This is a genomic window from Pedobacter foliorum (assembly GCF_013266735.1).
Taxonomy (GTDB): domain Bacteria; phylum Bacteroidota; class Bacteroidia; order Sphingobacteriales; family Sphingobacteriaceae; genus Pedobacter; species Pedobacter foliorum.
The window spans coordinates 660,248-680,665 of record NZ_JABSNU010000002.1 but is presented as its reverse complement, the minus strand read 5'-3'; the positions used below and the strand labels follow the sequence as shown (position 1 = coordinate 680,665).

16 protein-coding genes are annotated in these 20,418 nt (G+C 36.0%); 5 read left to right on the top strand and 11 right to left on the bottom strand.

Features of this window, described 5'->3' with window-relative positions; translation table 11 throughout:
• Positions 1 to 4: 4 nt before the first annotated feature.
• Together HQN83_RS06675 and HQN83_RS06670 are read right to left on the bottom strand one after the other, a co-directional pair.
• Positions 5 to 1,129 carry an efflux RND transporter periplasmic adaptor subunit gene (locus HQN83_RS06675; RefSeq protein WP_173089549.1) on the bottom strand — a complete coding sequence of 375 codons (1,125 nt, stop codon included), beginning with the start codon at positions 1,127 to 1,129 and terminating at the stop codon, positions 5 to 7.
• 168 nt (positions 1,130 to 1,297) lie between these two features.
• Positions 1,298 to 1,897, bottom strand: coding sequence for a TetR/AcrR family transcriptional regulator (locus HQN83_RS06670; protein ID WP_173089548.1), 600 nt, complete (start codon positions 1,895 to 1,897; stop codon positions 1,298 to 1,300).
• A 228-nt stretch (positions 1,898 to 2,125) separates the two neighbouring features.
• Between HQN83_RS06670 and HQN83_RS06665 the strand changes: the two genes are divergently transcribed.
• The 3 genes from HQN83_RS06665 (at position 2,126) to HQN83_RS06655 (ending at position 4,919) form a co-directional block, all read left to right on the top strand.
• Entirely contained in the window at positions 2,126 to 3,163 is a 1,038-nt protein-coding gene (locus tag HQN83_RS06665) for a LacI family DNA-binding transcriptional regulator (RefSeq protein ID WP_173089547.1), read from the top strand.
• 95 nt (positions 3,164 to 3,258) lie between these two features.
• Positions 3,259 to 4,254 carry a sugar kinase gene (locus HQN83_RS06660; protein WP_173089546.1) on the top strand — a complete coding sequence of 332 codons (996 nt, stop codon included), beginning with the start codon at positions 3,259 to 3,261 and terminating at the stop codon, positions 4,252 to 4,254.
• A gap of 11 nt (positions 4,255 to 4,265) precedes the next feature.
• Entirely contained in the window at positions 4,266 to 4,919 is a 654-nt protein-coding gene (locus HQN83_RS06655; RefSeq protein WP_173089545.1) for a beta/alpha barrel domain-containing protein, read from the top strand.
• Positions 4,920 to 4,961: 42 nt separating this feature from the next.
• Here the strand turns inward: HQN83_RS06655 and HQN83_RS06650 are convergent, their stop codons facing one another.
• The 3 genes from HQN83_RS06650 to HQN83_RS06640 all read right to left on the bottom strand — a co-directional run bounded on the left by HQN83_RS06650 (position 4,962) and on the right by HQN83_RS06640 (position 7,234).
• Positions 4,962 to 5,291: a helix-turn-helix domain-containing protein gene (locus HQN83_RS06650; protein WP_108204154.1), complete on the bottom strand. Its 330-nt coding sequence runs from the start codon at positions 5,289 to 5,291 to the stop codon at positions 4,962 to 4,964.
• A gap of 250 nt (positions 5,292 to 5,541) precedes the next feature.
• Positions 5,542 to 5,751, bottom strand: coding sequence for a hypothetical protein (locus HQN83_RS06645; RefSeq protein ID WP_173089544.1), 210 nt, complete (start codon positions 5,749 to 5,751; stop codon positions 5,542 to 5,544).
• 130 nt (positions 5,752 to 5,881) lie between these two features.
• Positions 5,882 to 7,234 (bottom strand): Gfo/Idh/MocA family protein, encoded by a 1,353-nt coding sequence (locus tag HQN83_RS06640; RefSeq protein WP_173089543.1) that lies wholly within the window; start codon positions 7,232 to 7,234, stop codon positions 5,882 to 5,884.
• A 447-nt stretch (positions 7,235 to 7,681) separates the two neighbouring features.
• On the opposite strand from HQN83_RS06640, the gene HQN83_RS06635 reads away from it, so the two are divergent.
• Entirely contained in the window at positions 7,682 to 8,701 is a 1,020-nt protein-coding gene (locus HQN83_RS06635) for a LacI family DNA-binding transcriptional regulator (protein WP_173089542.1), read from the top strand.
• Positions 8,702 to 8,781: 80 nt separating this feature from the next.
• A complete protein-coding gene (locus tag HQN83_RS06630) occupies positions 8,782 to 9,810 on the top strand; it encodes a phosphotransferase enzyme family protein (protein ID WP_173089541.1) in 1,029 nt (342 codons plus the stop codon).
• A 17-nt stretch (positions 9,811 to 9,827) separates the two neighbouring features.
• On the opposite strand, the gene HQN83_RS06625 is transcribed toward HQN83_RS06630, so the two are convergent.
• The 6 genes from HQN83_RS06625 to HQN83_RS06600 all read right to left on the bottom strand — a co-directional run bounded on the left by HQN83_RS06625 (position 9,828) and on the right by HQN83_RS06600 (position 20,415).
• A complete protein-coding gene (locus HQN83_RS06625) occupies positions 9,828 to 12,473 on the bottom strand; it encodes an outer membrane beta-barrel protein (protein WP_173089540.1) in 2,646 nt (881 codons plus the stop codon).
• 52 nt (positions 12,474 to 12,525) lie between these two features.
• On the bottom strand, positions 12,526 to 14,580 hold the full coding sequence (locus HQN83_RS06620; RefSeq protein WP_173089539.1) for an alpha-amylase family protein: 2,055 nt from the start codon (positions 14,578 to 14,580) through the stop codon (positions 12,526 to 12,528).
• Between the two features lie 65 nt (positions 14,581 to 14,645).
• A complete protein-coding gene (locus tag HQN83_RS06615; protein WP_173089538.1) occupies positions 14,646 to 15,845 on the bottom strand; it encodes an SGNH/GDSL hydrolase family protein in 1,200 nt (399 codons plus the stop codon).
• Positions 15,846 to 15,854: 9 nt separating this feature from the next.
• On the bottom strand, positions 15,855 to 17,192 hold the full coding sequence (locus HQN83_RS06610) for an alpha-L-fucosidase (protein ID WP_173089537.1): 1,338 nt from the start codon (positions 17,190 to 17,192) through the stop codon (positions 15,855 to 15,857).
• A gap of 196 nt (positions 17,193 to 17,388) precedes the next feature.
• On the bottom strand, positions 17,389 to 19,014 hold the full coding sequence (locus HQN83_RS06605; RefSeq protein ID WP_173089536.1) for an NADP-dependent glyceraldehyde-3-phosphate dehydrogenase: 1,626 nt from the start codon (positions 19,012 to 19,014) through the stop codon (positions 17,389 to 17,391).
• Between the two features lie 33 nt (positions 19,015 to 19,047).
• Positions 19,048 to 20,415, bottom strand: a complete 1,368-nt coding sequence (locus tag HQN83_RS06600; RefSeq protein ID WP_173089535.1) for an MFS transporter — start codon at positions 20,413 to 20,415, stop codon at positions 19,048 to 19,050.
• Positions 20,416 to 20,418 lie beyond the last annotated feature (3 nt).

Below are 20,418 nucleotides of genomic sequence, written 5' to 3'. Positions count from 1 at the left end.
GGAATTAGTTTTTAGCAACTTTATCTGTTGCTTTTTGTGGTGCAATCACTGCTCCTTCTTGTAAGCGATCAAGTCCGCTTAACACAATCTGATCACCGGCTTTTACACCATCTTTTACCAGATAATTGGTACCTGCTTTACCAATAATACTGATGGCTTGTTTTTTTACTTTGTTACTATCAGCAAGGGCATATACGAATACTTTATCCTGTACTTCAATAGTAGCCGATTGCGGAACCACAAGGGTATTATTATGTTGCAGACTCAGGCGAATTCTTCCTGTGTTTCCTGATCTTAGTAAACCTTGAGGGTTAGGGAATTTTGCTCTCACAGTAATGGCTCCTGTGTTTTTATCAAACTGACCATCTATTACATCAACTTTTCCTTTTTTATCGTACTCAGTATCATCAGCAAGAATTAATGCAACAGCAGGAAGCTGTTTAAGCTTATCACTTAGGGTTTGACCAGGATATTGGTCTTTAAAGTTTACAAAATCCTTTTCTCCAAGTGCAAAATAAACGTGTACATCATGTACATCAGACAATTGGGTTAATGCATCAACATCCGCAGGCGCAACAAGACTTCCTTGTTTTTTAACCAATCTGCCAATATAACCACTAACTGGCGCCTTAATTAAGGTGTAACCCAGGTTTATTGATGCAGTAGAAACATTTGCTTTAGCCTGCTCTATGTTTGCTTTTGCAACTAAAGCAGTGGCTTTGGCCGATTTTAACTGGAATTCAGAGATTACCTTGTTTTGTACTAATGGAGTTAAACGTTCAACTTCCAATTGAGCATTGATTAAGCTTGCTTCTGCTGAATGTTGCGCTGCTAGAGCATTGTTTAATGAGGCTCTGTATGGTTGATCGTTTATTTTAAAGATAGGTTGACCGGCTTTAACAAAAGCGCCTTCATCAACGTATACCTTTTCCAGGCTACCACTAACCTGAGGTCTAACTTCAACATTAACAGAGCCTTCTATAGATGCAGGGTATTCTTGAAAAGTGGTTTCTGTGCCAGAAACTACGCTGGCAACAGGTAATGCAGGCGGAGCAGGTGCAGCAGCCTGAGGTGTTTTACTGGAACAAGCCAATAAAAACAAAGCGGAAAATATAAGTATTGATTTCATAACGTGATTAGATTGTTTAACAGTGTTAAATACTTGTGAACTGCGGAGGTAAAATTTCATAATATGATAGATTAAAAGGGTTGTAGTATAACGGGTATAATCCGTTTAACAGCGTTAAGTAATTGTTAAAAAATTAAGGCTTATTTAAGCCTTTGAGTTTATTGGGTATTATTCGTTTATATATTTTATGATTCCTCTGATGGCATCTTTTAAAATACGTTGGTTCATCTCTGCATCACGACCTTTATTTACAAGGTTAATTGAAATAAGGCCATGAATAATTGACCAGAAAGTGTAGTATTTTCTACAGACAAAATCTTCAGTCGGATTCTCTACGGTGATTAGTTTTTCTATAACATCGTATATCAGATCGTCAGAAAGCTCTGCCTCCGGCATTGATTTCTTCAGTTCACAACAATTCATATCTACACCAAACATCAGCTGATAAAGCTCTTTATATTTGAATGCAAAGTTCCAATATGCAACCCACATTGCCTCTAACTGACTTTCAGGCGTATCGTGCTTGTCTCTTGCTGCTCTAACTTCTCCTGCCAGGATAATGTATCCTTTACGGGTTAATTCAAGTAGTATTCCTTCTTTATTGGCAAAATATTCATAAATAATTGGGGCAGTATATTCAATCTTATCTGCAATCTTTCTCATACTTAGAGATTGCCATCCCTCTTCCTTCACTATGTCTAAGGCAGCATCAAGGATATTGAGTCGTGTCTCCTCTTTTAATCTTGCTATGCGCTCTTTACTTCCCATGGTATTACTTATTGTGGTGTGTAAATAATCTAACACCGTTAAGCAAATGTATAAACAGTTCTCATATTAAGTGTAATCTATTTGTCAAATGCTAATTATCCCTCTCAAAAACTATTTTAAAGGCCTTATCACAATCAATTAAATGTTCCTTCAAAAAGAAAAGCAAGTATCTTTATCTTATTCCCCATAATAATTGCAAATTCGCCTTTGCACCAAATAGAGATCCGCATGAACAATAGCGTTACCCTAAAAGACATTGCTAAAGCGCTCAATTTATCTATTTCTACAATATCAAAGTCCTTAAACGATAGCTATGAGATTAGTATAGACACTAAACAAAAAGTATTGGAATATGCTCAAAAGCATCATTATTCACCTAATCGCTTAGCCAAAGGGCTTAAAGAAGGTAAAAGTCGGTCTATAGGTGTTGTGGTATGTTCGCTTGATAATAATGTGCTTGCACAAATGTTGGATGGGATTGATACTGTGAGTACGGATAATTCGTACCAGATTATTATTATGCAAAGCAAAGAATCTCAAAAGCAAGAGGCTGCATGTATTGAATTACTTTATTCTGGCGGAGTTGACGGCATACTGATCTCTCCAGCTTGCGAAACTGTTGATTTTAGCTACTTAGTTTCTTTGCAGAAAGCGGGTTTGCCTGTGGTGCTTTTTGACAGGCTTAGTGACCAGATAGTTACCCATAAAGTTGGCGCCGATAATTTTCAGGGTGCATATGATGCTACTATGCACCTCATAAAAAACGGCTACAAGAATATTGCACATCTTAATACAAACACTACTTTAAGTATCGCCACAGAACGTCTAAATGGATACAAACAAGCTTTAGCTGATAACCATATAACTTACAGACCTGAATTACTAAGATCTTGTGATTACTCAGATACCAAAAAACTGAATTTAGATCTTGAAGCAGCTATTCAATACTATATGAACTTAACTGATAAACCTGATGCTATTTTTACTGCAACCGATCAGATCAGTACAAGATGCCTTACCTTGCTTAATAAATTGGGTTATCATATTCCTAATGACATTGCATTAATTGGTTTCACTAACACAGAACTTGCTGAAGCATTAAACCCCGCTTTAAGTACAGTGCATCAACCTGCTTTTGAAATTGGCCAATTGGCTGCAAAAAAACTGATCTCTCTTATAGAAAGAAAAAATGAAGATATTGAATATGAAACGGTAATGCTCGAAACTCATATTAAGGCACGCGCATCCACTCTTGGGAAAGAATAAAAATCACGAAATCGTTTGCGTTTTTAAATATTAACCACCCTGATATATTTAAAAGTTTTAACGTGTATAATTGTATATAGATTATTATTAAAACTATGCAAAATGAAGAAAACATATTGGTATTTGGTGAACTCCTTTTAAGGTTCAGTTCTACCGAGGATCAATTCATTTCTAAAAATCATACTGTTTCCTTATTTCCTGGGGGCTCTGAAGCTAATGTTTCAGCATCACTAGGTCAATGGAAGTTACCCGTTTCTTATTTAACCTGTGTACCTGATAATGCTTTATCTGCAAATGCTTTGCAATACCTTTCTGAATTAGGAGTTGATACTTCAAAAACAATATTAGAAGGAGATAGACTTGGTTTATACTTTTTGCTATCTGCAAATGGACTAACCAGCGGACAAGTTGTGTATGACAGAAAGTTTTCTTCTTTTAGCTCCCTTAAACCTGGAACAATAGATTGGGGAAAAATTTTAGAAGGTTATACCTGGTTTCATTGGACTGCCCTCACTCCCGCTTTAAATGAGAATACAGCAGCTGTATGTAAGGAAGTTTTAGCTGCTGCAAGAAAAATAGGCTTAAAGATTTCTGTCGATTTAAATTATAGAAACAGACTTTGGGACTACGGCAAACAGCCTATTGAGGTAATGCCGGAACTGGTTCAATATTGTGATGTAATAATGGGTAATATCTGGGCGGCTAATAAAATGTTGGGCACAAATGTTAGTGAACATTTAAGCCGCGAAACTACAGCTGAGGAGTATTTTAAACACGCTGAAACGTCCGCTAAAGAAATTTTCGAACTATTCCCTCAGTGTAAGCACATTGCCAATACTTTCCGTTTTATGGATAATCCAAAACATAACCTATTTTACGGGACCTACCATACGCCAGAAAACAGTTATCTATCTTCAATCTACGAGACCAATGAGGTTGTAGACAGAATTGGAAGTGGAGATGCTTTTATGGCAGGCTTAATATATGCCCTAATTAATAACAACGATGGGCAGGAAATCATCAACAAGGCAACAAAATCCGGTTATCAAAAACTCTTTGTTAAAGGAGATTTTGGCGATGGTACTTTTTAAAAATTTTTAAAATGAATGCAATTACCAGTACATTAGAAATTATCGGCAATTATCCAGTTATCCCTGTGTATTACCATGAGGATAAAGACACCTGTATAAATGTCCTACAAGCCTGCTATGATGGTGGCATCAGGGTATTTGAATTTACCAACAGAGGGCAAAATGCTCCTGAAAACTTTAAAGCCATGCTAGAGTATAGAAATGAACATTTCCCATATCTAAAACTAGGCATAGGTACTATAAAAACAGTAGCGCAAGCTGAGCAATACCTCAGTATCGGTGCAGATTTTATAGTTAGCCCTATTGTTAAAGAAGACATCGCTAAACTGGCTTTTTCAAATGGCATTCTTTGGGTACCAGGCTGCATGACCCCTACTGAAATCAACTTTGCTGAAGAACTGGGTGCATCGTTAGTTAAACTTTTCCCTGGCGACACGCTTGGCCCAGGCTTTTTAAAGGCAATTAAACCGCTGTTTCCTGGCTTAAAATTTATGCCGACAGGTGGAGTTGATGTAAATAAAGAAAATATTGATAGCTGGTTAAATGCAGGTGTTACCGCACTTGGGTTTGGCTCTAAGTTATTCCAGGCCCCAAATGACGCTAAAGACTATAGCTGGCTTACCCAACAATGCGATTCATTACTTAAACTTGTAAGCAAAGGATAGTTTTGTCCTTTGTTTACAAGTTTAAGTTTATTATTAGTTGATTTATTTCTTTTGATCATCCTTGTCATACAGGTCAATTAGTTTACTCTGTAACCTAATTACTGCATTTTCAAGCTCGCTCACTTTTTCTTTCAACTGCTTAATCAACTGCGTTTGCTCATTAATCCCTTCCTCACCAACATCAAGTAATTCTCTTAAAGTTAAATTGTGTACTTCGGCTATCTGATTAATCCTGCTGAAGTTCGGATCTGTGATACTTGTTTCAAGCTTTGAATACGCCGGAATAGATATTTCTAATAAATCAGCCATAGCTTTTTGGTTGACTCCCTTTTTCTGACGTAAAATTCTGAATTTCTCCCCTAATGTTTTCATAATCAATAATTTTAAAAACGTCCGCTAGTTATGATTGAAATAAATTTAAGAATTATTAAATAAAATATTATGATATTAATATAATATTTTTATAATATTTATTGAAGCAGTTTTTACGTTATTAAATTTTATAATTTCATCTAGTTAGATTTCCTCTTTTGAAATCAATAGTTGAAATTATATATGCCGAAAACACCTATTCTAGGCATTAATCAAGGACAAACAAACTGAGAAATAGTTAGATAGAGAATTATCTTTTGTTTTGTCTGAAAATAAAAGCAGCCAATATTAAGGCAACGGCTAAACCAGAAAATCCTGGAAACAAAATAAATAGATATAAAAGACCACAAACTGCCGCTATCGCCACCATAAACAATACACCTTTTAGGGGGGTATCCATTTTAAATGCTGCAATTAAAGCTAAAATCAGGAAGGCTAAAGCCAGAATATTTAAAAACATATTACAAAGATGAGTTTTCAATGTTAAGTTAATGTTAACAAAGCTCAATTTCGAAATATTTCAAATTAAAAAAGTCCCTATAATTGCTTATAGAGACTTCCAACACTTACTAATTATTAAACTAATCTAACTAATATTCATCATTTAAAGCAAACACAGGCTTTCTATGCATCCATTTTCCGCCTGTAAAATCTGGGAAATCAACAGTTTCATTTCCCAATTCAATAGATTGCTCGCTTAAAGGAGTAATTGCACTCCATGCTGCTGCATCATAAACATCTAATGGAGTTGCAGTATTGCGCTTAATAGATTCGATGAAAGCATGGATTACAAAGAAATCCATACCACCATGACCAGCACCTTGTGCATCATTACCGTATTTTTTCCAAAGTGGGTGATCGTATTTGTCTAACCACTGATCTGCAGGATCCCATTGGTGTGGTTTACTTACTCCTTCAACATAAACACCTTTGTTTACATCCATCCACAAACCTTTTGTTCCCTGAACTCTAAAACCTAATGAATATGGTCTAGGCAGGTTAGTATCATGTTGTAAAATTAAAGTTTCGCCATTTGCACAATCAATTGTTGTAGTAACAATATCACCTAAACGGAAATTAACTTTTGCATTTGGATGATCTGCTCCACCTTTTTCAACGATATAATTATGTAAACCTCTCGACTTTGTCGCAAACGAGTTTAATTTCAAAAATCTGTTTCCGCGGTTTATATCTATATAATTCGCAATTGGGCCAATTCCGTGCGTTGGATATAAATCTCCATTTCTGTGTACAGAGTGGTTTGTTCTCCATTTTGCTTCTGAGAAACCTTTTTCATTAAATTCAACACCACCACCGTAAGGTTTTACTCCATCATTAAATTTAACCTCACGTAAGTCATGCTGATAACCACCTTGAAGATGAAGAATCTCACCGAACAAACCTTGTCTCACCATATTTAAAGCGGCAAGTACATCTCTTCTGTAACATACGTTTTCAAGCATCATAACATGAGCATTGTTCTTTTCAGCTGCGTGAACTACATCCCAATGGTCTTGTAATGTTATACCTAAAATAACCTCAGTGGCTACATATTTAATCCCGGCTTCGATGGAAGTGATGATCATTTCTTTATGTAATTCCCAAGGAGTAGCAATTAAAACTGACTGTAAACCTTTAGTTTCAAGCATTTTTTTCCAGGCATTGTCGTCTCCAGTAAAAATCTTAGGCATTGGTTTTCCACTCTTTGCAATCATCGCCTTAGCTGTGTTCAGCATTCTTGGCTCTACATCGCAAATAGCTACTAAATCTACATCATCTCTCTTAAGTAGTAAATCAAGGTGATTTTGACCACGTAAGCCCACACCAATCATTGCTATTTTCACCTTATCTGCCTTGGAACTAGCAAACAATGGATTCTCCGGCAAAATAGTAACGGCTGCTGCAGTTATCCCTGAGTTTCTAACAAATTCTCTTCTGTTCATAATTTATTTAGTTCTTTTCTACGTTTTAGTTAGTATAATTAAGCTTCTCCTCTTTAAATTGTCAGAAGAATATGACACAAGGTATAGACTATATCATTAATCAGTAAAACAAAATCCAAAAAAAAACACGCAAACGTTTGATATTTTATCCAGTTTAGGTTTTTTAAAGCCTACCATAAAAAATTATCTATCAACGATTAATTAACGGAATGCCTTTTCAAAAAAAAAATATCATTGCTAGTCAATTCTTGGGAGATTCTGCGGAATTCCGATACTTCTTACCTCATTTTTTTGCACTAAAATTGTTACTTATTAACGCAAATATTAAATACTTAACCGGCAAACGTTTGCGTGATTTTATGTGTATATTGACCTAAATCAATAAATAAAATAGATTTTTATTAAAATTGTAAGGTTATTCAAAGTTTATTATAATATTTGACCATAATGTCTGATAAACCAACAACCATAAAAGAAATTGCTAAAATCCTCAAGATTTCGGTATCAACCGTATCAAGAGCATTAAATGATCATTCAAGCATTGGATTGACCACAAAAATGCGTGTTAAAAAACTTGCTTCAGAGCTTAATTACGAGCCTAATCAAAAAGCAATCCAGTTTTTACACGGAAAATCATTCATTATAGGTGTTATTCTACCGGAATTATCTGAGTCATTCTTTTCTACTGCCATAAGTGGTATTGAAGATATTGCCTACAAAAGAAACTATACTGTATTATTAGCTCAATCCCATGATGATGCAGAACGGGAAAAGCTTCTTGTTGAAAAAATGAAAACTCAAAGAGTTGATGGTTTACTGGTTTCTGTTTCTAAAACCACAAGTACCTATGAGCATTTTGAAATCTTTAAAAGATTAAATATCCCAGTAGTTTTCTTCGATCGTATCCCTCCTATTAAAGATATACATTACGTTGCTTCTAATTTGGAAACAGGAACCTACGAAGCAGTTAATTTTCTCCTGAAAAAGGGCCACCGTACTATTGGGATGATTAATGGCCCAAATACCTTGGTTGCCAGTCACGAAAGAAAAGAAGGCTACATAAAAGCAATGCTTTCAAATCGTTTAAAGTTTGACCCTACATTAATCATTAATTCAGACTTAACGGAATCCGGAACGATTGAAGTGATGGACACAATGCTCAATCACCGTAGAAAACCTACTGCAATTGTAACTTTCAATGATTATGTAGCACTTTTTGCTATCAGATATACCAGGTCGCTTAACTTAAACGGAATCGATTTTGTGAGTTATGCCAACCTGCCTATTATCAACTATATGGATTATACTCCAATAGCTTCTGTTGAGCAGTTTCCTTACAAACAAGGAAAGAAAGCTGCCGATATTCTAATCGACCTGATTAACAAACCGAAAAGTGAATCAGGAGCTGATCAAGCCTTCTTTAACATTGTTGTTGAATCCGTTCTTGTCGTAAATGATCCTAAGTAATTTTGCGCAACCGTTTGCACACCAATTTAATAAACTGAATTAGTTAGGTTTGGTAAAACAATCAAATACTATATAAGCGCATGTTCGAAAATATTTTACCATTATATGGATTAAACTCAAAAAAAGCTACTGTAAAACTATTTGGCGACGGGTTAATTAACCATACTTGGAAAGTAACTACTGATACCCAAAACTATATCTTACAGAAAGTAAATAACGAGGTATTTAAAATGCCTAAAGATATTGACAGGAATATCTCATTGATCAAACAATACTTAGATGTAGAATATCCTAATTACTTGTTTGTATCTCCTGTGAGTGACTTAAGTGGAAGATCTCTTTTGGATACCGATACCGGCTATTACCGATTGTTTCCTTTTGTTGAAGGCTCGACCTCACTTAATTCTTTAACCAATAAAAAAGAGGCATACGAAGCGGCAAAGCAGTTTGGTAAATTCTCTAAAATTTTGAACGGTTTTGACGCCAAACAACTAAGCATTACCATCCCTGATTTTCATAACCTTAAATTAAGGTATACTCAATTCCAGATAGCCTGCAAAAATGCATCTGCAGAAAGACTTGAAAAAGCTAAAGATAGTATTACCTTCATTACTGAAAACAGAGATATTGTAGATACGTATTCAAATATTGTTGCCAATAATGAAATACCTCTAAGGGTAATACATCATGACACTAAAATAAACAATGTATTATTTGATGAGAAGAATAATGGCTTATGTGTTATAGACCTTGACACTGTGATGCCAGGTTACTTTATCAGCGATGTTGGCGACATGATGAGAACCTATCTTGCTGAAGCTAGTGAAGAAGAAACAGATCTATCTAAAATCAGTATTAGAAAAGATTTCTATATGGCTATTTATGATGGTTACATGGAAGAAATGAGTGAGGTATTGACAGAAACTGAAAAGCAGTACTTTACTTACTCTGGTAAGTTTATCATTTATATGCAGGCAATCCGTTTTTTAGCTGATTATTTGCAAAATGATGTTTATTATGGTGCTAAATATGACGGGCATAATTTCAATAGAGCTATTAATCAGATACAACTCTTAAAAGAGTATATAAAATTGGAAGGAGAGCTATAACTCTCCTTTTTAATTAGCTACTTTACAAAGTTCTCTATGTTCATAGAGAATGTAGCCATAAAATATCTGGTTATTTGTTTGCTCCGGTTCTCAATTATCATATTACCAGACACTGCCCTGAATAAATTATTCCCCTGATTCAGCAGATCATAAGCTCTAATGTTTACTGACGCCCTATTGTTCTTAAAAAATGACTTAAAAACGCTTGCATTAATCAATAAGGGATTATTAGCACCAGACCTGTAACCACTGGTAAAATTCTTGGAAACATCAACCGAGGTATTAAACGATTTGCGGATTTTAAATGCCAAATTCATATTAAAGTTCCAGCTTTCCAGATTTTGAGGTTTAAAATTGACAATGGTATAATTGTTTTCACTATAGGAATAAGAAGCTCCCGCACTTCCCGAAAAGGATTTCAAATCCATGTTCAGCCCTATATTCTGGAAAAAATTAAGCCCCTTATTGTTATTTTTCACATTATCTGTGAAAATTACTGAGTTATTGAGTCCTACATTTCCGCCCATAGAAACCATATACTTGCGGTTACCAAAAGGTAAACCGATGGTATAATTACTGTTAATATTATAGTTGCCATTTACATTCACATACCGTGTTTCCTGCTTTAAGCTATTTAAAGTATCCTTAATCAGGATAATATTGCTTACCACCTCATTCAGTGTGGTACTGGCATTTACACCAACCTGCAATGCCTTTCCGCTGGTAATTCCAAACAAGCTATAACTAACATTTGCATTGTGGTTGAATGACGTTTTCAATTCCGGATTACCAATAATCACATTCTGCAAGTTCCTGGTATCGGGCACAGGCTGCAGCTGATCAAACCTTGGCGCATTACTACTCCCGTTATAATTCATATTTACCGATTGCGTTTTAGAAATAACATAGCTAAAGTTTCCGGATGGAGATGAATTGAATGTCTTTTGATTAATCTTATCGGTTCTGCCCTCATAACTACCCATCAAAATGCTTGGTTGCAATGTAAAACCAATTCCATAGTTAATCTTAGATGAATTATACCTATAACCTCCCCTAATGTTCTGATTGATAAACGTTGAGGTGTAAACATTACTTAAGGAATCAATAAAGCTTATTTTACCACTTATGTCTTTAACCCGTGTTTCTAATTCATTATTGTTAGAACTCACACTAAATGAATAAGAAAACTCTATACTTTTCTGTATGGTATCCTTCGGATTACCCAATGTTTTTGAATAGTTAAAACCTGCATTTATTGCCCGCTCTCCGTTTCTGGTTTCAACCAACCGGTTTAATAAAGAGTCCTTAACCTTTTCATTTGTATCCTTATCATAATAATCGATATCAGTAAGAATATCCTGATGTCCTTTGCTACCACCTGCCCTGCCGGAAAAACTAAGTGATGCTCTCCCCCTCTTATCTTTACCCCCCAGGCCCAAGCTCATATTTATATTTACATTTGGACTATTCTGTTTTGAGGTACTGCTGGTAAATAAATCCTGACGGATTACTCCAGTCTGCAAAGATGATGAAGTATTCTCCGTATTATCTTTTGACAAATTTACATCTAAACCACTAGCAAAAAACTTACCTGATTCCTCGCTAGTAAGCCCCATACTTAAACTATGATTACCATTTTCAGAATTACTCTTGTTCTCATTAACACTATTAATGGTTCCCAAACTATTAACACTTTCTATATTAGTAAAGTTGGTATTTTCATAAGTACCATTTCCCGTGTTATAGCTAGATCTTAAATAGAGTTTTTTGCCGATTTTATCAGAAAAGCTCACTGCCCCATTAGTGTTGTTATTGATTTGAGCCTCATTACTTGTATTATTAAAAGAACCGCCGCCACTCATCTGCTTACGCCCCTTCCAGACATTAGCATTCCCGTTTAAACCGTAACTATTACTTGTTGCAGCACTGCCACTTACGTTTGCAAATGTTCCTTTATCTTTCCCAGGCTTAGTAACCAGATTTAGAACTTTCCTTGGCTGCCCTACTTTTATCCCTGTAAAATTAGCTTCGTCACCATAGTCATCAATTACCTGAACGTGAGAAAATATACTCGATGGTAACTTTTTAATAAACTCAGCAACATTACTGGTAAAAAAATCCTTGCCATTTACCCTAAGCTTGGTAAGTTCCTTACCCATTGAGGTAACCTTTCCATCATCCTTTATTACCATGCCTGGAAATTGCTTTAACAGATCCTCTACATAATCGCCTTCCCTTATCATAAATGCATCTGCATTGTACTCTATGGTATCTTTCATTACCCTTATAGGAGTGATTTTTCCTTTAATCACTACCTCATCAAGCATATTAAACTCTGTTTTTAAGATAATATTCCCCAGCTCTACCAGGTCTTGTTTTTCCAGAAAGGTAACAGTTGTCGTATGTGATTTATAGCCAATACTGCGGACCAGCAGGCCTGAGCTCTGGGTGGTGATATTGGATAAAGAAAAATCTCCCTCTTTATCGGTAATTACAGTCAACGTGTCTTTGCCTGTAATTACCCTAACGTAAGATCCTGGTAAGGCCTGATTAATACTGTCTTTAACACTGCCTTTAATTGTACGTTTTATTTGCGCTGTTAATTCTTGACTGGAGAGCGTACAAATAAACACAAGTAAAAGAATTATTCTTTGAGCGTTCAAATTACCTACATATTATTCAGGATAAATATAGTGCTTTAGATCAATTATTAATCTAAAGCAATTCAATTTTGATAATTGAAGCATCTGCTCCGTTCAGCTCGTACTTAAGTGTTTTATTAATCCTAAAATTCTTGCCAGAGAAAAGCTCCTTTGCCTTATAAGACGACGTTTTAATACCTAACCTATCCAGAGGAATTGTAAAAAATTTATTCTTTCCACCAAAGTTTAAAATCGCCAGATATAAGCTATTACCTATTTTTCTAACAAACAACTCGTTCGACTGCTCCCCTGTATTCCCGTTTACCGGCATAAAAGCTACTCCGGATTTAGGTATTGCCAATAACTGCTCATTGTTCAATAACTTTTTGGCAGTTTCATTCCAAACGCCAGGTGATGAGAAATCATCTCCCATTATTAATGTTCCTGTAATTAATCCGGACGTCAATCTGACCCTATTTGCTCCCTCCTTTTCATTAGAAAATACAACATGGTCAGCATCCACATAATTATAAACGAAAGTCTGCCACCAGCCATAATTAACACTATTTAATGTGTACTCGGTATCCTTTATAGTTTTCCAAGCATCACAAGCAATTCTTTTGATGTGCGCATATCTTCCTGTTGCCAAATTAGGTGAAATGGCAGCATATACAAGCATCTGCCCATCCATTCTATTGATAAGGTATTCCATTCCAGCTCTATAAGCCTGCATACCCGTAGTAACAGATTTATCATAAAAAATATCTGATTCAGCAGCAGCATGTCCTAAAAAGTCTATCTTGATCATTTTAAAACCACATGCTTTCAGCTTATTAATAATATAATCTATCCTTTTCTTTGTTCCAGGATGGGTTGGGTCAAGAGCTCTTGCACCATCAAAATCATGATAAGCACCCCCCACCTTCGTCCACATCTCTCCAAATTTATATTTACTACCTTCAGCTTCTCTATCTCCACCCGATTTAAACCCCCAGTCAGTAAATGGAGCCCAATACACACCTGGCTGTAAACCTTTGCTCTTACAATAATCAGCAAACTCTTTTAGTTTACTATAATCACCACGCATACCACCGGTAAAATTGTCCCAAAACGAATCCAGGTCTATATACGCAGTGCTATCATTTCTAAACTTAGGCAATTCATCAGCAAAAAAGTCTACATTTTTTACTGCCTTTTCGTAGGTAAGTTTTTCCTGTATTACTCCCCAGCTGTTCCATCCAAAAGGAACTGGCTTTGTCCAATTAAAAACAAAGGGCGGTTCAGCAATCCTATTTGCTTTACCATAAGCCTCTAATCCAATTCTCCAATCAGAAAAATAGCCTACAAATACTTTTGGAGATTTAACTGCACTGCCAGATATAAAACCATGAATTGTCTTATCTCGAGTCACTTTTTCATCTGTATAGCCACCCCAAACACTTAGTTCTGTTAAACCATTGTCAGTTCCTTTACTAAGTACCCCCGTTTTCCAAACCATATGCTCTACCGAACCAAGTATTAATCCTTTTCTAGTCTGATTTTCATAAATAGCACTTACCTCTGAACTCGTATTTTCTACAGGGTTGCCCCCCATAGGTTTTGCATTGTACCTAATGAAAGTATCATTATCAAAAGGTACAAAAAGTGTTCTAACATCGCCTTTAGCATATATGTTTGCGCCATTTGACACCAAAGGGGCCATGTAATTACTTCTAACGCCACTTCCTTTTAATGAGACTTCTGTGAAAAAGTAATCATGACCGGGATAAACATAAAACACTTGTTCCATTTGAGGCAAGCCACTTTTAGTTAAAATGATTGTGTACTTTTTTCCAACTCCAAATTTGTCTTTAATGGTAGCTTCTTCAAATTTAATCTGTTCATAGTCCTTGCTACTTATAGATTGTTCGTTGTTTTTAACTAGCGCATAAGCATTAGCTATTATTTTCTTTTTATTGCTGAATACTTCATAGGTACCAGAATTCAGATTGTAAACGATGTCTGATGAAGCTCCATAAGAAATATTGATAACACGAGAATCGGTAGTTCTGGTTAAAGAAAAACCCTTAACAGAGAATGCCAGTAATACGGAGAGCGCTAAAGAGAGAAAAAATAGGCGTCTGAACATAAAAGAATGGTTAATATTGGTTTTAAAGAAAACAAAGCTAGTATTAAACAGGAAATTACTGTCTCTTAGTTAACTAAAAAATTAACTATTCTACAAGCAGTACCTTTACTATTCTTATTCTTTTCAGAACTGATGGTAACTTTTAATACATGGTCAGTATCGTTCAAATCGCTTCCAAATAAAAGGTACCATGGAAGGTGCAGGGATGAGCTCCATTGCGTAAACAAATCTAATTGTTTTTCAGCACCATTATCAATTGAATAGCTTAAAATACCGGCATCAGCACCTGAAACAATAGCTATTCCTATTGCGGTACCTTTAAATTTCAAAGTAAAGGACGAACCGGGTACAGTACTTACCAACATTGGTACGTTTACAAAACCAGGTCTGGTTGAAAGCCCATCTTTTGGAGTCCAATTCTTAACTAACTCCCATCCATTTCTGTTTCCAGCGTTATCTATATTTAAATACCTTCCTCGAGTAAAGCTTCCCTTATTTAATAAAACAGGCAATTTTATTGCACTTTGTTTCTTATTACCTGATTTACTTAACGAAGCAAAATTAGAAGACAACAGATCTTTAATTGCTTCAAAATATAATTCTTGTCCAAAAGGCGAAGGGTGTAAATCTATAAAATCCTTCTCCCAGCTAAATTCTTTATTTTCAAGCTTATCTCTTACAGCTTTAGCCAAATTAATTGAAGGTAACTGGTAGTGATTTGCAAGCAGTTCATGATTGGCTATTGAGGTCGGCACAATACCTTCGTTGTACAATTTCGTCTTATCAGGATCTGCAAAGGACATCATAACAATATCCATCAGTGGATTACTGGTTCTTGCATGTCTTATTATTCCTTCAAGCGCTCTTACCTGCGTAATGCTATCCGTTCCATTGACCTGATCATTAACCGCTGCTTCTAAAAAAAGAAGATCCACTTTACCTGAATCCAGCACATCCTGGCCAAGCCTGAATGTGTGCGGCAAACTCCCCAATGAAGGAATTCCTGCAGCAATAAAGTGGAACTTCGTAGCCGGAAAACGCTCTTTTAAATAAGCACATACCTTATTTCTCCAGCCATCATTATAAGTTATGGAACCTCCCAAAAAAGCTACTGTGGCATTTTTTTGAATTGAAATAGCCTGGTAGGCATTGGAAAGTCCCTTTCTTTCTTTTATGTACCTGCTAAATGGTAAGGTTTTAATTTGAGCAATGCCGGGAAGGCAACAGCTTAAACTCACTAAAAAACACAGTACAAACTTTTTCATCTTTAATAATTATTTAGAGTTACTAGAATTACGCTGAATTTTTAAAGTCCAGGCATATTTACAAGGTAAATCAGTTGGTAATTTTACAACAACAGATCCGTTACTTTTAGTCCATTCTAATGGTTTATTTACGCCAAGCATGTAAACTTTAGAACCATCTTTCGGTTGAACCTCAGTTAACACCAACTCATTATTATCAAACTTATTAAACACCACATAGGTATTTTTACTATCCTTACTTTGAGTAAATCTAATGTTATCACCTTGCTTGTAGTTCTCTAAACCATTAGTAGCATAAATAGCTTCTTTATTTATAGCTAACCACTTACCCATTTCACCTAAACGCTCTACGCTTGGTGCAGGAATTTCTCCTTCAGCTGTTGGTCCAACATTTAATAAATAATTACCACCTTTTGCCGCTACATCAACTAAGTTATCAATAAGGGTTTGTGCTGATTTCCAGTTATGATCATATTTAGCAAATCCCCAATTGTTGTTAATGGTCATGCAACTTTCCCAATATTCTTGTGAATTTGTTTTCAGAATTTCCTGTTCAGGAGTACCAAAATCGCCTGCAGCATGCTCATACTTATTCATTCCCTCCATTCCGCTACGTCCTTTACCAACACGGTTATTTATAATTAGAGACGGTTTAAGATTACGTAAATAATTGTAAAGATCTTTACCCTGCTCTTCAGTCCATTCAGGAATCCACTCTCCATCAAACCACAAAATGGTCGGGTCATATTTCTTAATCAGCTCAGCCAATTGAGGTTTTAAATATTCTTCTCTGTATTTGTTAAAGTCTGGTGCTACCTCAGGTTTTTGCTTAGGGTTAGCATTAGGCTGATGCCAGTCCATAATAGAATGATACAATCCAAACTTAATACCTGCAGCTTTACACGCATCGGAAAGTTCCTTTAAGATGTCTCTTTTAAATGGAGTAGCATCCATAATATCATATTTGGTTACCTTACTATCCCAAAGACTAAAACCATCATGGTGTTTTGAGGTAATTACAACATATTTAGCACCTGCTGATTTAGCAATTTCTACCCATTTTTTTGCATCAAATTTCTCAGGATCAAATTGAGCGGCGTATTTTTCGTATTCTGCCGTAGGAATATTATGTGTTTCCATAATCCATTCAGCACCTCCACTTTTGCCATTGTATTCTCCGGCAGGTACTGCATACAGTCCCCAGTGGATAAACATACCAAAGGTAGCATCCTGCCACCATTGCATACGCTGGGTTTTAGCAGCTTCAGATTCTTTTAAATAATTCTTTTGTGCAAATACCGAAAATGACATAACCAATCCGGCAATAAGCAAACTTAACTTTTTCATACAATTGTGATTTGGTTATAGCAAAGAAAAGGATAATGCAGAATAATAATTCTATTATACTGTCAATTCATTAAGCAATATTAGCATGTTATACTGAAGTAATTTGCAAATTGATGTTGTTTAAAATGAAGAAAAACAAAATCCCGTCATTATGAAATAAATCATCAATGACGGGAGAAAAAAGATGTAAAATCCCCTAAAACAAGAATTTCGTACTCAAAAAGTTAGAGCTATTACTATCAACAATTGCATTAATCAAATGCTTGTTATTTTCATTAAGCTTAGTAGCAACCAAAGATCTGATAGAGAAAGACCTTAGCGCATCTACCACAGAAAGCGTCCCCTCGGCACTATCCTTTCTACCTGTAAAAGGAAAAACATCCGGGCCTCGCTGGCACTGACAATTTACATTTACTCTACTTACCTGATTCACTAGTGGATCTATTAGCTCTGCAATTTCCTCATCGTCATTACTAAAAATACTGACTTGCTGCCCATGTGTAGATTCAATAAGATACTCAATAGTCTCTTCCAAATCGTCAAAAGGAACAACGGGAATAACCGGACCAAACTGTTCCTCGGTATATAATTTCATACCTTTTTTAACCGGATAAACTATTGCAGGAAACACAAATGATTCATTTGTAGCCCCACCATTTTCGTTCATTACCTCTGCCCCATTTGCAATTGCATCAGCAATACAGTCCTGAATATAAGCAGGTTTATGTTGTTCAGGTAATGGAGTTAAAGATACCCCATCTTCCCAAGGCATCCCAAATTTAAGTTTAGCAACAGCTTCAGAAAGCTCCTTCAAAAATACATCTGCAAGGCTACGATGAATAAATACAATTTTTAATGCGGTACACCTTTGTCCATTAAATGATAAAGCTCCCAACACTGTTTCCTGTACTGCCAGCTTAACATCAGCCTTCGCTGTTATAATTGCAGCATTTTTCGCATCCAATCCTAATATTGCACGTAAACGATTTACCTTAGGATGAAGTTTTTTTAGTTCATTAGCCACCTTACTCGAACCAATCAGTGTAAGCACATTGATCTCACCGGATTTCATCAGGTTAGGAATGATCTTATTACCACGACCATAAATCGTGTTTACTACACCTTTCGGGAAGCAATCCCTGAATGCTTCAAGCAATGGATAATGTAATAAAGTACCATGCTTAGGTGGTTTAAATAACAATGTATTCCCCATTATCAATGCAGGAATCAATGTCGTAAAGGTTTCGTTCAATGGATAATTGAATGGTCCCATACATAAAACCACACCGAGTGGCGAACGCCTGATTTGCGCTACAATTCCTTGTTCTATGCTAAACTTAGACGACTGACGATCAAGATCTTTCAGCGCGTCAATAGTTGCATAGATATATTCTACTGTACGGTCAAACTCTTTAATTGAATCTGCATGAGATTTTCCAATCTCCCACATCAGTAGTTTAACCACTTCATTTTTCTTTTCAATAATTCTGTGCGTGAACTTCTCTACGCAAGTGATTCTGTCCGAAACACTCATCGTCGGCCATTCGCCCCTACCATTATTGTATGCATTAACGGCAGCTTTAAGTGCCTCAGCAGCTTCAATTTCATTGCACAATGGATATGTACCAATTACCTTTCGCTTTAATCCTGCAGGCGTTTTAATACAGATTGGCGAAAGCACTTCATGTACTTCTCCACTCCAGGAATGCATTTTTCCGTTACTTAAATATTCTCGTTGGTGAACCTCTTCTGTGAGTCGGAATTCTTCTGGAATTTCATGTTCTTCAACAAAAATTGAATCGAGATGATCTTTAAAAGTCATTAATATATTGTTTGAGGTTAAATAGATTATAAATTAAAGATCGGTAATCAGTTTATATTTAGGAACAAGTGTTTTCATTAATACCCAGGCAACCAAATATGCCAGAGCACATATGGTAAACATAATTGTATAGCCGGTTTCAATATGTCCAAGCGCTTTGTAGTGATCGAACAAGCCACCACCTAACTTTGTCATAAACACACCACCTAAACCACCGATCATTCCCCCAATACCAACTACTGAACCAATAGCTTTTTTGGGAAACATATCTGAAACAGTAGTAAACAGATTTGCCGACCATGCCTGATGCGCCGAAGCACCAACACCAATTAACAAAACAGGAAACCAAAAAGATATATGGCCCAATGGTTGAGCAGCAAGAACCACCAACGGGAATATCGCAATTACCAACATTGCTTTCATACGACCGTCATAAGGTTCAAGTCCTTTCTTTATAAAATACATTGGGAACCAGCCTCCCCCCACACTACCAAACATAGTCATGCTATACAATACAGCCAGGGGAAGCATAATTTGCGTATCCATCATCCCATATTGATCTTTTAAATAAGCAGGTAACCAAAATAAAAAGAACCACCAAACTCCATCTGTCATAAATTTACCTATAGCAAATGCCCATGTCTGTCGGTAAGTAAGCAGCTTAAACCACGACACTTTAGCTGTGTCTTCAATTACATTACCGGAGCTATCCACTTCGTCATCTGATCGAATATAAGCCAGCTCTTCAGCAGAAAGTCTTTTTTGATCTTCTGCTTTATCATAATATTTATACCAAAATATAAGCCATATAAACCCGATTGCACCAATAAAGAAAAAAGCCGCTTCCCAGCCCCATTTGGCAGCTATAAATGGAACACTCAACGGAGCTAGTACCGCACCAATATTAGTTCCTCCATTAAAAAACCCTGTAGCAAAGGATCTTTCTTTTTTAGGAAAATACTCCGCAGTAGCTTTAATGGCAGCCGGAAAATTCCCAGCCTCTCCAAATCCCAATACTGCCCTCGAAACCATAAATCCAACTATAGAAACAGAAGCAACTCCAATTCCCATAAACCCAAGTACAGTAGAAACACCTTGACCAATTGGTATAGCAAAAGCATGTATTATCGCACCTATCGACCAGATAATAATAGCCCAGGCATATCCTTTTTTAGTTCCAAGTTTATCAATTATTCTTCCGGCAAAAAGCATGGAGATGGCGTAAGTAAATTGAAAGACAGAAGCAATATTCGCATAATCACTGTTACTCCATCCAAAAATTTCTTCCAAATGCGGCTTAAGTAAGCTTAACACCTGTCTGTCAAGGTAATTCACAGTGGTCGCAAAAAACAATAATGCACAGATCCTCCACCTGTAGTTACCTACTTTTTTTTCGTTCATTAT